Genomic DNA, 14109 nt, shown 5'->3' with positions numbered 1-14109 from the left:
ATGGACAGCCTGATCGACCTGTTGCCCGAACTCTGGATCGCCGCGGGGGAGACCCTCTACATCGTCGGCCTCACGCTCTTCTTCGGCGGGATCGGCGGCCTGCTCGTGGGCCTCGGCCTGTATCTGACCCGCGCCGGCAGCATCCTCGAGAACCGCGGGGTCTTCGTGGTGTTGAACCTGTTGGTGAACATCGTGCGGCCGATCCCGTTCATCATCTTCCTGGCCGCCGCCCAGCCGCTGGCCCGGACCGTGGTGGGAACCGGCATCGGCAACGCGGCGATCATTTTCACGATCTCGCTCGCGGCATCCTTCGCCATGGGGCGCATCGTGGAGCAGAACCTCCTCACGGTGACGCCCGGTGTGATCGAGGCGGCCCGCAGCGTGGGGGCCGGGCCGATCCGGATCATCTTCACGGTGCTGCTGCCCGAGGCGCTCGGCCCGCTCATCCTCGGCTACACCTTCATCTTCGTGGCGCTCGTGGACATGTCGGCGGTAGCCGGCTACGTCGGCGGCGGCGGCCTCGGAAACTTCGCGCTGCTCTACGGTTACCGCCAGTTCAATCCCGTGGTGACCTGGGCGGCCGTGCTGCTGATCATTGTGCTTGTGCAGCTGGTGCAGTTCCTCGGAAACTGGCTGGCCCGGAAGGCATTCCGCCGGTAAGACGACCCCCGAGTGCGGGACATCTTTCGCGCGTTCTTTCAGCGCCGGACATCCCTCGTTCACCTCCGGTTCAGGTGATGCTCCCGGAACGGACATTCGTGGGCTGGACAGTACACGCGGGGTCGGCCTATTCGAGCCGCTTACACGTCACAGTGGCCCCTTCGCTGCATCATCCTTGCCCAGGGAGTCATCTTGTCGCCGAGCCCGAGCATCGTCTTCTCGGCGTTTGAATCCGCCGCCGACCCCCGATTGCATGGATGGGTGGCTTTCCGTGAGAGCGTGCGGAATGTCGGCACTCCCGTTAGGGCGGTCGCCGTGCGTGACGGGCACCGCGCCGGTCCCTTGCTCACGGGAGCGCCGCGGCACTCCGGTATCTGGCGACTGCTCGCCTCGAACCGGCGCGAGCTCGGCCGTAGCTCCTCCGTCTACGCAACGTTCTCCAGCGCGCGAGCCCACGTCCTCGAACTCAAGGGCCAGTGCGATTCGATGGTCGCCACGGTTGTCACGGGTCCCAAGGCCGGCACACACGGGTGGGTGATCAGCGTCGGTGATGTAGTCGTGATGACTGCAGGGCGCTGGTATGGCGCGGCGTCGACCAGCCGCGAGGCCTCGGCTGGAACCATTGAGGCTTTCCACAGCGCGCTCGTCGGTGCGGACGCCCGTCATGCCACGGAGGCCGGGCAGCGCGGCAACCGGGTACTCTCCGACGAGGAACGGGCCCTGTCCTGGTGACCGTGCGCAAGCACCGCGGAACCCCCATGATCGCCACGGTTGCCGGCCTCTCCGTGGTCGGCTGGCTGGTCTTCGGCTGGCTGGTACCCGGTTTCCAGGCACCCGAGGGCGTGCGGGCGAGTCTCGCACCGGCCGCGTCGGCGGTCATCACCACCGTGCCGCCAGAGGTTGCCCGATCGCTGCCCGCGGCCGAACCAGCGCCCGCCACGCTTGCCCTGCCGACGGTTACGCCTCCGATTGATGGCAATGCGGCGCTCGCCGACCCTGCCTGGGCCGTCCGCGTCGCCCAAGCGGCCGGCATCCCAGTGCGCGCCCTGCTCGGCTATGCAGGGGCGTCCCTGGCCCTGGCGGCCGAACAACCGGGCTGCCACCTCGGTTGGAGTACCCTGGCCGCCCTCGGCAACGTCGAATCCGGTCACGGCAGCCACGACGGTTCGGCACTCGGAGCGGATGGCGCCGCCCGCCCGGGCATCTTCGGCCCCGCACTCGATGGCAGCGCTTTCGCCGCGATGAGCGACACCGATCGCGGAGTCTGGGATGGCAGCACCGAATGGGACCGCGCGGTCGGGCCCCTGCAATTCATTCCGGCAACGTGGCAGCGATGGGGCGCCGACGGCAACGGGGACGGCGTCGACGACCCGCAACAAATCGACGATGCCGCCCTCGCCGCCGGCCGCTACCTCTGCCACTACGGCGAGCTGTCCCGGCCCGATCGCTGGCGCGCCGCCGTGTTCGCGTACAACCACGTCGATTCTTATGTGAACACCGTTGCCGCGACCGCGAATACCTACGCCGCGGTGGCGGGCGCGCGGTGACGCCGTATATAAACGTAGCGAGCTAAACCGCTCGGTGGCGCACGCCACTTCGCGCTCACCGCGCGGCCGCCGTTCTCCCGTGACTCGGCTGCCGCCGTGATGCGCGCCCACGTGCGGGCGCCCTCTTCGGGGCCCCCGGTCCTGCGCCGGGTGCAATCCCGCGCGCTCAACTCTCCACTACGCGTCCACCTCTAGCTGGACAAATCGACGCTCAGTGTTAACCAAGCGCCCCAAACATGTGTCTCGGACGTGCTACCGCCGCGTTCGTTCCGCTCCCCACACCCGAATGTGCAAGGACACCCATGTCGTTTTCGACCCTCTTCGACGCGCCTGCGATCGAGCCGCCAACGGTCGACCCGGCGAACCCGGACTCGTCCCCGCGCCGCTTACTGACAGCACGTCCCTCGGTCTCGGACTCGGTGTTCCGTTCGGTGGCCTTCTTCGCCGGCTGCATCACCGTGGCGATCATGCTCGCCGTGGGCGTGTTCCTGTCGTTGCGTGCCTCGCAGGCCCTCGGCGTCGCCGGGTTCAGCTTTCTGGTCGAGCAGGACTGGTCGCCGGAGTCGCAGAAATTCGGCATCGCAGCCGTCTTGTTCGGCACCATCACGATCGCGGTGATCGCGATGTGCGTCGCCGTGCCGCTCGCCCTCGGCACGGCCCTGCTCATCTCCGAGGTCGCCCAGGGCCGGATGAGCTCCACGCTCGTCACGCTCGTCGACCTGATGGCCGCCGTGCCGAGCGTGGTCTTCGGCCTCTGGGGCGTCTTCTTCCTGCAGGCCAACGTGATCCCGGTCGCCACCTGGATCTCCAGCTACTTCGGCTGGATCCCGCTGTTCCGGGTGGCGGATGCCAGTGGGCAAGCGCTCACCGAGGCCAGCGCGTTCACCTCCTCGGCGTTCATCGCCGGCATTGTCGTCGGCCTCATGGTGGTCCCGACCCAGACGTCGGTCATGCGCGAGGCCTTCTCCCAGGCGCCGATCGGCGAGCGCGAGGCCGCCTTCGCGCTCGGGTCGACGCGCTGGGGCATGATCCGTGCGGTCGTGCTGCCCTTCGGTCGTGGCGGCATCATCGGCGGCACCATGCTCGGCCTCGGCCGTGCTCTCGGTGAGACCATCGCCGTCTACATGATCATTTCGCCGATCTTCACTATCAACTGGGAGGTGCTGAAGACCGGCACCAACTCCGTCTCCGCGCTCATCGCCCTCCGCTACGGCGAATCCAGCTCATTCGGCCTCTCCGCGCTGATGGCAGCCGGACTCGTACTGTTCCTGATCACCCTCGTGATCAACTTCACGGCCTCGTCGATCGTGGCACGGTCTCGATCCGGGGCGGAGAGCGACTGATGACGATCACGCACGCACCCAACATAACGCACGCCGCGACCAGCACCTGCACGACGAACGACACCCACACCACGACGATCCCGGCCTACGACGGCACCCCGATCGGACCGCGACGCCGGGTGCGCGGCGCCCGGCTCGACGACCGGTTCAACGTTCTCGGTGCCGCCGCAGCCGGAATCGCCGTCGCGGTGCTCCTCTTCGGCTGGATCACTCCGCTTTCCGGCGGCGTGGGCTGGGCGCTCGTGGCGTATCTGGCGTTCCTTGGCTTCTACGCCCTGCTCGTAAGCTTCACGAGCGACGCGCAGGAGGTCAAGGACCGCGTGATGGCGGTGCTGCTATCAAGCGCCGGTGTGGTGCTCTTCGGCGCCCTGGTCTTCGTCGTGGCGTTCACTCTGATACGCGGGCGGGAAGCCCTGCCTCATCTGAACTTCTTCACCCAGAGCATGGAATTGGCCGGACCCCTCGACGGCCTCGACCTGGGCGGTATCGTGCACGCGATCCTGGGCACGCTCATGCAGATTTCGATGGCGCTGGCGGTCACGATTCCGCTCGGCATCACCACCGCCCTGTTCCTGAACGAGGTCGGTGGCCGATTCGCGAGGTTCGTGCGCACCATTTCGGATGCGATGACCGCGCTGCCGTCCATCGTGGCCGGCCTGTTCGTCTACTCGGCGATCATCGTGCTGATCACGCACCAGCGGTCGGGCTTCGCCGCGGCCATGGCGATCACCGTCATGATGCTCCCGATCGTCATCCGGGCCTCGGATATCGTGCTTCGCCTGGTCGCCGGCAACCTGCGGGAGGCCGCCTATGCCCTCGGTTCCACCCGCTGGGCCACCATCTGGTATGTCGTGCTGCCGACCGCCCGGCCCGGACTGGCAACGGCCGTGATCCTGGGCACAGCCCGCGGCATCGGCGAGACCAGCCCAGTGTTGCTCACCTCGGGTGTCACCGCGGTGACCAACCTGAACCCCTTCGCCGGCCCGATGATCTCCCTCCCGCTGCAGGTCTTCGACTTCGTCAAGTCTCCTGAGCCCACCATGATCGCCCGAGGTTTCGGCACGGCCGCCATCCTGATCCTCCTGGTGCTCACCCTCTTCGCCATTGCTCGACTCATTGGCGGCACCGGTCCCGGCCAGTTGTCCCGTCGGCGGCGACTGCGCGTCGACGCCGCATCGGAGCGGGACCTGCAACGGATGAGCGTACGGGGTGACCTCGGTCCGGGGATCACCGGAACCAATTCAATGCTCCGGCCGACCAGTTCACCTACCGACCTCACCACGAAGGAGACGTCCTCGTGACGCCGCAAACCCGACAGATTCGCACAGTCCGAGCCTTATTCGCGCTCGTCGTTGTGCTGCTGAGCGTTTTCACGGCGCCAGCTGCCCAGGCAGCGAGTTACGACCAAATCACCGGTACCGGCTCGACCTGGTCGCAGAACGCCCTGGACCAGTGGCGCAAGAATGTTGCCAATAACTACGCGATGACGGTGAACTACTCCGGAGTCGGCTCATCGGCCGGGCGCCGTGACTTCGTCGCGGGCAACGTGGACTTCGCCGTCAGCGAGATCCCGTTCCAGACCGCCCCGGAGGACGGTTCGGCCCCCGAGGTGCCTGCCCGCGGTTACGCCTACATGCCCATCGTGGCTGGTGGCACGTCCTTCATGTACAACCTGAAAATCGGCGGCAAGCGAGTCACAAACCTTCGGCTCAGCGGAGAGGTCATCACCAAGATCTTCACCGGCGCCATCACGAAGTGGAACGACCCTGCCATCGCGACCGACAACCCCGGGCTGGCCATGCCCGACAAGGGTATCGTGCCCGTCGTTCGCTCGGACGGCTCCGGCTCCACGGCGCAATTCACACTCTGGATGTCCAAGCAGCACCCGGCCCTCTGGAATTCCTTCTGCACGAAGGTCGGCCGGTCTGCCCCCTGCGGCCTCACCTCGCAGTTCCCCACCTACGGCAACGCCAAGGCGCAAAGCGGATCCTCAGGCGTCGCCGGCTACGTGAGCCAGGACTACGGCGAGGGTGCGATCACCTACGTGGAGTACTCCTACGCCAAGAACTCCGGTTTCCCCGTCGCCAAGGTGCTCAACGCCGCGGGTTACTACACGGAACCCACGGCCAATTCCGTGGCCGTCGCACTGCTGAAGGCATCCATCAACACCACACCCGGGCCTACCTACCTCACCCAGATCCTGGACGGCGTGTACAACAACGCGGACCCCCGCACCTACCCGCTCGCGAGCTACTCCTACATGATCGTGCCGACCGAAGTCGGCGGCGTCTTCACCGCCAAAAAGGGCCTGACCCTCGGTACCTTCGCACATTACATGCTCTGCGAGGGGCAGCAGCAGGCCGAAGCCCTGGGCTACTCGCCTCTGCCGATGAACCTTGTGCTGGCCGGCTTCGACCAGATCAAGCGAGTGCCAGGCGCCGATGCCAGCGGCGTCGACATCAACAAATGCAACAACCCGACATTCAAACCAGGTGACTCCCCATCAAGCAACCTGCTGGCCACCACGGCTCTCCAGCCGGCCGCCTGCGACAAGATAGGGGCCAACCAGTGCACCACCGGCACGGCCGGGGCGCTGGCAGACACGGCCGTGTCCGGTAGCGGATCGGGTGGTGGCGCGGCCGGCTCAGCCGCCGCGACAACTGCCGGGGGAACGGCTTCGCCGGCAGGGTCCGGGGGAACAGGTGCGGTGGCGCAAGGCGGAACGGATGCGGCATCAGGCGCGGTGGCCTCGCCCGTGTACGACGAGAACGGCGCCCTCGTGTCCACGGTCGGCGCCACGGCAACCGGCGTGGTCGCCACGGCCATCGCCGCACCGTTCACGTTGGCGGAAGGCGGGTGGGGCGCCCAGCAATCGATCATGCTCGTCGCCGGGTTTCTTTTGCTGGCCGCCGCCGTGCTGCCGCCGGTGCTCGCCGGCCGGTTCAAACCGCGTGTCGCGAAGGCAGGAACCAAGTGAAGCGCGTCACCTTCGCCCCGAAGAACGCGCTCTGGGCCCGCGCCGGCGCCAGCGGAATCGTCGTCGGTCTGGTGGTCGGCGTGGGTGTCGCCGCGCTCGGCTCCCTGGTTCCCTCTGCAGCATTCGCTGACACGTCGACCGCGGTCACGGTCGCGTCGAGGGGCTACGACCCGGACGTCGCCACCGCCCCCTTCCCCGACCTCAAGGTCACCGTGTCCCAGACCGAGGACCTTGTTTCCCAAGGGATCGTCGTCAACTGGAGCGGAGGCACGAAGTCCGAGCGGCCCGATGGCAGCTCGGGAGGTCAGGACTTCCTCCAGATCGCGCAGTGCTGGGGAGACGACCCGACGGATTCCAGCCGCCCGGATCGCACGACCTGCCAGTACGGCGGCTTCCCCGGCAAGGCCGCGTCCACCCGCGACACCGCGGTCAGCCAGGACCAGGTGGCCCCGCAGGACGCGCAGTACACATCGCCAGCCAACGGGTTCACCATTCCGGCGTTCACCGCGATTCCCTACCGCGCATCCACGGGCGGTTCGATCTCGTCGGTGTTCGCCGACTCGGCCAACGTTCTCACGCACCATGTCGTGGATCCCCTGACGGGCCTCGTGCAGACGGCCACCGGTTCGCCGTCCGACACCGGGGTCACATTGCCCGACGGCATCTCCGGCGTTGACCTGGCCACCAACGAGTTTTACACCCAGTACACGACGAATGAGGTGCCCTGGGCCGGATCGAGCGACAGTGGCGACGGCTCCGTCAAATTCGAGGTGCAGACCGCGATGCAGTCCCCGGGACTGGGCTGTGGCACACCCGTGACCGCCGCGGACGGCTCTGTCTCCGGAAAATCCTGCTGGCTCGTGGTCATCCCGCGCGGAAAAAGCGACGCGGGGGAGTCCTACATCACCAAGTCCGGCTTGCTGTGGGACTCCTGGAAGCACAGCGTGGCCGTCAAGCTGGATTTCAAGCCCATCGGCCAGCGCTGCGCTATCGGCTCGGCCGAGAAGCAGCTTTCCGGAAGCGAACTGGTCGCCGCGGCGATCGGGTCATGGCAACCCAAAGTGTGCACCGGTGCGACGGGTTCCTCTTTCGCGCTCAGCATCGGCAACGAGGAGGACGCGCTTGCCGCGGCGAGCCTCACGACACCCAGCCCGCTGGCTCTCACCTCACGTCCCCTGCAAACCGACAGGGTCGATCCCGTCGCATACGCACCGATCGCCCTCAGCGGCGTCGCGGTTTCGTTCTCCATCGACCGCCGGGTGAAACCGGCGGGCGCAGTTCCCCAGGAATACAAGGCCAGGAATACCGAGGCGTTCACGTCACTGAACCTCACGCCTCGCCTGGTCGCCAAGCTCCTCACTAATTCGTATCTCGACTCACTGCCTTCCGGGGCGCCGGCCACGTCGGACTCCCTCAAGTTCTTCGGCTACACCGACTCCGCGAACCCTGGCGCGAACGCGCGCAACCTCACGGTCGACCCCGATTTTCTGGCGGTCAACGACGATGAGTGGAAGTACCAGGACCTGACCGGGCCGTCCCTGGGAGACATGCTCCTTCCCTCCGGGAGATCCGACGAGGCCCAGCAACTGTGGCGTTACGTCCTTTCCGACCCCGCCGCCGTCGAATTCCTGAACGGAACGCCCGACACGTGGGGAATGAAAGTCAACCCCTGGTCGTCCACCAATGCCGATGTCAACCCGTCCGGGACGGCCATGACGATTCCCCGCACGAATTTTCCGAAGGCTGATCCACTGGAGCGGCCCGCGGCCGCTGCCGGCACCGGAACAACGGCGGTGAACCTGGTCACCTGGCGCCCCTACACCAGCGACTTCGAGAGCGGCGCGTATCTCACCCTGCGCGGCGACGGGCAGGAGCTCGGCGACTGGAACCCCACCAGCGTCCCGCCGAAGTTCGGCAAGAGCGTGCGCAGCCTGGTGGGCAACCAGCGCGTGCTTGGCGTCACCACCGCAGCCGCGGCCGCTCGCTACCAAACGGTGACGGCGTCATTGCAGAACTCAGCGGGCTCGTTCGTGGCGCCATCGCCGGAGTCCATGCTCGCGGCCTCCGCCGCCATGGTGCCGACCAGCACAAACCCCAAGGTGCTCGAATACGACCCGGCGAACCCAAGCGCCAAGGCTGCCGCCACAGCGTACCCAATGACGATGCCGGTCTATGCCGCGTTGAATCCGCTGCAAACGGATGCCGCCCAGAGGGCCATCTACGCCAACCTGATCCGGTACGCGGTGGTGGCAGGCCAGGTACCTGGGACGGAGATCGGGCAGCTGCCGCGCGGCTACACCCCGCTCCCGAAGAGCTGGGTGGACCAGGCGCTCGCCGCCGCGACCGCGATCGAACAGGGCGGCAGCCCGGTCGTCGCAATGGCCATGCCCGAGACTGCCCCTGCGGTCGACAGGCCGGCCTATGTGCCGACCCCGTCAACCTACGGTCCGGCAGAGTTCCAGGCTCAAGCCGCGCCGGTGGTGGCCGACGCCGCGGTCGACCCGGCCGCGACGGGCGCCGTCGTCGACCCCTTGGTGGCGAGACCGACGCCCGCGGACCCGGTCATGGGACCGGTACGCGCGGCGGTGCCGGCCGGGCTGCTCTCCGGCCTGCTCGCCGCCTGCGGCGTCCCCTTTATTTCGCGCGTTCGGAGACGATCCTGATGCGCGCCCAACGTGACGCTTCGCGCGGAAACCCCGCTTCGGACCGTAGCGCTGAGACAAGAGGGACCCATCCGGATCCGTCTCCTGCATCACCCACGAAAGGCACCCCAGTGAACACCAAGAAGGCTCTTGCGCTCTGCGCAACTGTCGGCGTGGCCATCTCCGGCCTTGTCATCGTCAGCCCGGCTAACGCCGAGCCCGTCTCGAACAGCTACTCCATCGTCGGCTCCGACACCCTCGAGGACGTCGTCAGCGCCCTGGCCAACGGCTCGGGCCTTTCGGGCGCGTCGGTTCGTTCGACAGCCAACGGAAACAGCATCGGCTCGTTCGACGCGACCGGCACCCCGTTCATCACGACGAAGTCCTCCGGTGTGCGTTTCGGTCGCCCGAATGGCTCAAGCGACGGGCGCACGGCCCTTCTCCGTTCCATTGACGGCGCTCCGTACACGTCCGGAACCGTCGGCGCGCCCGCGGGCGTCATCATCACGGGGCAGATCGACATCGCCCGTTCGTCCGGATCAGGCACGGTCGACCCGGCAGGTAGCCTGATCCAGGTGCCTTTCGGTCGCGACGCGATCGCCTACGCGTATGACAGCGCTTCGACGGCAGCCGGGATCGGTACCATCGACACCGCGACCATGACGAGTCTTTACACCTGCAGCGTCACCACCCTCGGCGGAGTGAAGGTCACACCGGTCATCCCGCAGGCCGGTTCCGGAACGCGCAAGGACTTCATGTCCAAGATCGGCGTCACGGATTCGACCCTGGGTTCGTGTGTCACCGTGGGTCAGGAGCACGACGCCTCTGACCTGGGTATCAACACTGTCGCGCCTATGTCGGTGTCCCGCTGGGTCGCCATGAACACTGGTGCGAGCTTCCCCAAGAAGAAGGACACCACGGTCCTGGGCTCCCTGGTCGCAGGCACCACCCCCGTGACAGGCACCGGCACCTCGATGGCCCCGGTGGCCGCCTACTACGCCGACTCTCGTTGGGGACGCGACACGTACCTCGTTGTGCAGTACGCACGAGTTGACCCGACGAATGCCGCATATGACTCGACTCTGGCCGACCTGCTCGATCCGACAAAAAGCGCCAGCCTGACGAACTCCCAGACGACTTTTGCCGCCAAAGCCGGTTCGTTGAAGAAAAAATTCGGCATTCTCGCACCCTCGACCACCACCGCCGTTCGAATCTCCAAGTGACCTCCGCCCAAGAACAGGACTGTAAATAAATGAAGATCAACAAGAAGTCGCGTCTCGTCGCCGCCGGCGTCGTTTCGCTCGCTCTGGTCGCCGGAGCCACGGCCGCGGCGACTGCCGCGACAGCCGCAACGCAGACGAATGGTTCTGCCGCTCCCGTCTACATGTACGACACGGATGCCGTCCAGAAGTCGGACGGCTACGTCTGGGGCTGGAAGGAGGACCTCTTCGGCTCCTCCACTCAGGGCGACATCAACGGCGAGTTCACCTGCCCGGCGAACTCAACGAATATCTTCGCCTTCCTGGCCACCCCCGGGACCGAAAACACCGTCCTCACCTGGAAGGCGTACGCGCCCCTCGCGTTCAACGGAGCGACACGCAACGTGCTCAACCCGACCCTCGCGCCGATCTCGCTCATCAATAACTCCCAGACTGCGGCCAGGAACGCCGGCGGCAACTACAGCCTGGGCCTCGCGTGCACGATGAACTCTGGTGTCACAGTGACCGCCGCCTTCTACCGTACGATCAGCGTCGTTCCGGTCACCGGCGCCTTCACGTTCCTGCCGCAGGCCGATGTGCCGGTGACGCCGACGCCGACTCCGACTCCGACGCCGACTCCGACGCCGACCGCGACTTCGACGCCGACCGCGACTTCGACGCCGACCGCGACTTCGACGCCGACCGCGACGCCGACGCCGACTGTGACGCCAACGCCGACCGCGACGCCGGCTGCGGTTCCTGCTGTGACGCCGGGCCTCAACTCCGGCTCGTCGGGCAACCCGGCGTCTGGCTCGTCAGAGCGCGTTGCCGCAGCGACGAAGGCCGACAAGGAGCTCGCGTCGACCGGAACCGCCAACACCCTTCCGCTGCTGGCTTCGGGCATGCTCGCCCTCGCGGCCGGGGCCGGCGTGATTATCGCGCGTCGCTTCCGCCGCGCTGACAAGTAGGCAGCACACCGTACGTCCGAAGGCCACGGGACGAGTTGTCCCGTGGCCTTCGGGCGTTCGTCGGCGTCTATGCGTCTGTTGAGTTGATGCATTGGTGCTCGCGCGCGAGATCGCGTTTCCCCGTCGTTTGCTCTGCGTCCAGCATGCCGAAACCTGGAATGGACTAACTTGATTGTGCTCACATCCACTGCCGCGCCCCGCCTGACGGCCGTGACCCTCATCGCAATGTCCTTGATTTGCGGGCTTGCCGGGCTCACCGCGACCCCCGCGAGCGCCGAGGCTGCCACGAATGGGCCTAGCGGTATGAGCGGGGAGCCGACGAACATCCACGATTTCTTCTATGTCAGCGGGCTCACCGTGCTACCCGCTCCGCAGATCGGGCCGGAGGGCGGGGACCTGACCCTGGAGTTCACGATGAAGAACGTCAGCACCGCCCCGATCACCTCGAGCCTCCGGTTCTGGCTCGACAATGCGATCAACCTGCCCGTCCAGACGCTCGACACGGTCGAGGTTGCCAACCTCGCACCGGGGGAGACACGCACCATGAGGGCAACCTTTGAAGATGTCGGCCAGTGGACCTTCTTCCGAGGCCACGTGACGATGACTCCGCCCGTGGACATCGCCGGCACGGCTCTCTGGTCGCTGACCCGCGACTCGTTCACGCTCATCCTGCCGTGGTTCCTCACGGCGATGCTCGTGCTCCTGGCAGCGCTCGTCCTGGCGGTGCGCCAGTTGCTTCGGCTCCGCCGGTCGCGACGCCCACTGCCCGACCTCGCACTCGGCTACGGGCCGGTCACATCGTGACGGTTGCCACAACGCTCCGGCGACCGAAGCTGCCAACGCCGCCGCGGCGCATGCCCGTGCCCCCGCGCGCATTCGTGGTGCTGAGCGCACGCGAGCAGGCCATCCGCACCACGCTCACGATCGTTGCCGTGCTCATCTTCGGCTTTCTCGCCAACCTCACGATTTTCGGCCAAGTGCAGCACTTCGTCTCGCAGCAGCAGCTGACGAACTCGCTGCGAGCAGAGCTCGCTCAGGGCACGGCCCCGGTCAGCGAGGGCACCGTGGACCAGGTTCTGCTCGAGGCCGGAGCCCCAGTGGCGCTGATCGACATTCCCTCGATCGGGGTGCACGAGGTGGTCGTCGAAGGAACCGACTCCGGTACCCTGCGTGCCGGACCGGGCCACCGCCGCGATACCGTGTTGCCGGGCCAGGCCGGCTACAGCGTCATCATGGGCCGCGCCGCTGCCTACGGCGGCCCTTTCGCCCGACTGCAGGAGTTACGACCGGGGCAGCAGTTCACCGTCATCACCGGGCAGGGCCGTCAGGAATTCTCCGTTCTCGGCGTTCGGTACGCGGGTGACCCCATGCCGGCTCCCCTCGGCGCGGGGAAGAGCCGCCTGATCCTCGTGACGGCTCGCGGCCCCGCGTTTGTGCCGAGCGGGATCGCCCGGGTGGATGCTGAGCTCGTTTCGGAAACGAAACCGGCGGGCGTCCGAGCGACCACATTCGTGACCCTGCCTGCCGTCGACCGGGAGCTCGCCACTGACACCAGAACGGTGTGGGCGCTTGTGTTCGCCTTGCAGTTCCTGCTGCTGGTCGAGCTTGCCGCCGTGTGGGCCTATCGACGCGTCGGCCTCCGCAAAACCTGGACGGTTTTCCTCCCCGTCGTCACCGTGGGCGGCCTGTTCGTGGCCGACCAGGTGGTGCGCCTGCTTCCGAACCTGCTGTAGAAACGATGGAGTCCATGAACGACGAAATGATCAACGCTGACGCGACGCAGGTGCTGCCGCTACAGAAGGCGCCACGGCAGCGAGAGAGCAGGCTGCGCCCGCCGGCTCGATCCGCCGTGCCGACCCTGACGAGTCGCCTGTCCGTGCCGTGGCGCAAACGCCCGGCCGGCCAGGACCTGTCCCCGGAAGCCCCGGGCCACGCGGCTGTGGGGGACCTCGCCCCACTGGCCACCCTCGAAGGCCGCAACGTTTCCGCCTGGTTCGGCGAGCGTCAGGTTCTCGACCGGGTCAACCTCGTGATGCCCGCGGGCGTCATCACCTCGCTGATCGGGCCGTCGGGCTGCGGCAAGTCGACGTTCCTGCGCATCCTGAACCGGATGCATGAGCTCGTTCCCTCCGCAAGCCTGGCCGGAGAGGTGCTCCTCGACGGCGTAGACATCTATGACCCGGAACGCAAGCTCGTCGACGCCCGCAAACACATCGGGATGGTCTTCCAGAAGCCCAACCCCTTCCCGGCGATGTCGATCTACGACAACGTCATCGCAGGCCTCACCCTCACCGGCCAGCGTGCCTCGAACGACGAGAAGGACTACCTCGTGGAGAGCTGCCTGACCAAGGCCGGCCTGTGGAAGGAAGTGCGGGACCGTCTTCGGGAGCCGGGCGGCGGGCTGTCCGGCGGCCAGCAGCAACGCCTGTGCATCGCCCGATCCCTGGCGGTGACTCCGCGCATCCTGCTCATGGACGAACCGTGCTCGGCCCTCGACCCCACGTCGACGCGGGTGATCGAGGAGACCATGCTCGAACTCGCCCGGGAGGTGACCATCGTGATCGTGACCCACAACATGCAGCAGGCGCAGCGCGTCTCGCAGAACTGCGCCTTCTTCCTCGCCGCTCAGGGCACGCCCGGCGGGATCGTGGAACACGGACCCACCGACGCCATGTTCGGCAACCCGATCGACCCGCGCACCGCGGACTACGTCAACGGCCGGTTCGGGTAACGATCGGCGGCCTGGGATCTGAGAACCGGCCGGAAACTGGGG

The 14109-nt window shown here is 67.0% G+C and carries 12 protein-coding genes; all 12 read left to right on the top strand.

Annotated features, from left to right (window positions below; genetic code table 11):
* The 12 genes from E3T25_RS12445 to E3T25_RS12385 all read left to right on the top strand — a co-directional run bounded on the left by E3T25_RS12445 (nucleotide 1) and on the right by E3T25_RS12385 (nucleotide 14067).
* A complete protein-coding gene (locus tag E3T25_RS12445; RefSeq protein WP_104100811.1) occupies nucleotides 1-660 on the top strand; it encodes a methionine ABC transporter permease in 660 nt (219 codons plus the stop codon).
* Between the two features lie 261 nt (nucleotides 661-921).
* On the top strand, nucleotides 922-1392 hold the full coding sequence (locus E3T25_RS12440; RefSeq protein WP_134374552.1) for a hypothetical protein: 471 nt from the start codon (nucleotides 922-924) through the stop codon (nucleotides 1390-1392).
* Nucleotides 1389-2207, top strand: coding sequence for a lytic transglycosylase domain-containing protein (locus E3T25_RS12435; RefSeq protein WP_241980850.1), 819 nt, complete (start codon nucleotides 1389-1391; stop codon nucleotides 2205-2207). The genes E3T25_RS12440 and E3T25_RS12435 overlap by 4 nt, the downstream gene beginning before the upstream one ends.
* A gap of 302 nt (nucleotides 2208-2509) precedes the next feature.
* The gene (gene pstC / locus E3T25_RS12430) at nucleotides 2510-3550 is read left to right on the top strand and encodes a phosphate ABC transporter permease subunit PstC (protein ID WP_134374550.1); all 1041 of its coding nucleotides are present in this window, start codon (nucleotides 2510-2512) and stop codon (nucleotides 3548-3550) included.
* Nucleotides 3550-4851 (top strand): phosphate ABC transporter permease PstA, encoded by a 1302-nt coding sequence (gene pstA, locus E3T25_RS12425; RefSeq protein ID WP_134374548.1) that lies wholly within the window; start codon nucleotides 3550-3552, stop codon nucleotides 4849-4851. Before pstC ends, pstA begins: the two co-directional genes overlap by 1 nt.
* Nucleotides 4848-6527, top strand: a complete 1680-nt coding sequence (gene pstS / locus E3T25_RS12420; protein WP_166786006.1) for a phosphate ABC transporter substrate-binding protein PstS — start codon at nucleotides 4848-4850, stop codon at nucleotides 6525-6527. The genes pstA and pstS overlap by 4 nt, the downstream gene beginning before the upstream one ends.
* The gene (locus tag E3T25_RS12415; protein WP_134374546.1) at nucleotides 6524-9190 is read left to right on the top strand and encodes a hypothetical protein; all 2667 of its coding nucleotides are present in this window, start codon (nucleotides 6524-6526) and stop codon (nucleotides 9188-9190) included. Before pstS ends, E3T25_RS12415 begins: the two co-directional genes overlap by 4 nt.
* A 110-nt stretch (nucleotides 9191-9300) precedes the next feature.
* Complete coding sequence (locus E3T25_RS12410; RefSeq protein WP_134374544.1) at nucleotides 9301-10392, top strand: hypothetical protein; 1092 nt, start codon at nucleotides 9301-9303, stop codon at nucleotides 10390-10392.
* A 29-nt stretch (nucleotides 10393-10421) separates the two neighbouring features.
* On the top strand, nucleotides 10422-11336 hold the full coding sequence (locus E3T25_RS17020; RefSeq protein WP_174843945.1) for an LPXTG cell wall anchor domain-containing protein: 915 nt from the start codon (nucleotides 10422-10424) through the stop codon (nucleotides 11334-11336).
* A 174-nt stretch (nucleotides 11337-11510) separates the two neighbouring features.
* A complete protein-coding gene (locus E3T25_RS12395; RefSeq protein WP_134374542.1) occupies nucleotides 11511-12140 on the top strand; it encodes a hypothetical protein in 630 nt (209 codons plus the stop codon).
* A gap of 56 nt (nucleotides 12141-12196) precedes the next feature.
* Nucleotides 12197-13069: a sortase gene (locus E3T25_RS12390; RefSeq protein WP_241973039.1), complete on the top strand. Its 873-nt coding sequence runs from the start codon at nucleotides 12197-12199 to the stop codon at nucleotides 13067-13069.
* A 224-nt stretch (nucleotides 13070-13293) separates the two neighbouring features.
* Nucleotides 13294-14067, top strand: coding sequence for a phosphate ABC transporter ATP-binding protein (locus E3T25_RS12385; protein ID WP_198411547.1), 774 nt, complete (start codon nucleotides 13294-13296; stop codon nucleotides 14065-14067).
* Nucleotides 14068-14109: the final 42 nt, after the last annotated feature.

This window comes from Cryobacterium sandaracinum, from assembly GCF_004403415.1.
Lineage (GTDB): Bacteria > Actinomycetota > Actinomycetes > Actinomycetales > Microbacteriaceae > Cryobacterium > Cryobacterium sandaracinum.
Note: the sequence above shows the minus strand (reverse complement) of the source record. Positions and strands in the feature narration are given on the sequence as shown.

Excerpts from the sequence above, each read along its gene's own strand:
- pstA (WP_134374548.1), top strand. The coding sequence starts at position 3,550 with ATGACGATCACGCACGCACCCAACATAACGCACGCCGCGACCAGCACC.
- E3T25_RS12445 (WP_104100811.1), top strand. The coding sequence starts at position 1 with ATGGACAGCCTGATCGACCTGTTGCCCGAACTCTGGATCGCCGCGGGG.
- E3T25_RS17020 (WP_174843945.1), top strand. The coding sequence starts at position 10,422 with ATGAAGATCAACAAGAAGTCGCGTCTCGTCGCCGCCGGCGTCGTTTCG.
- pstC (WP_134374550.1), top strand. The coding sequence starts at position 2,510 with ATGTCGTTTTCGACCCTCTTCGACGCGCCTGCGATCGAGCCGCCAACG.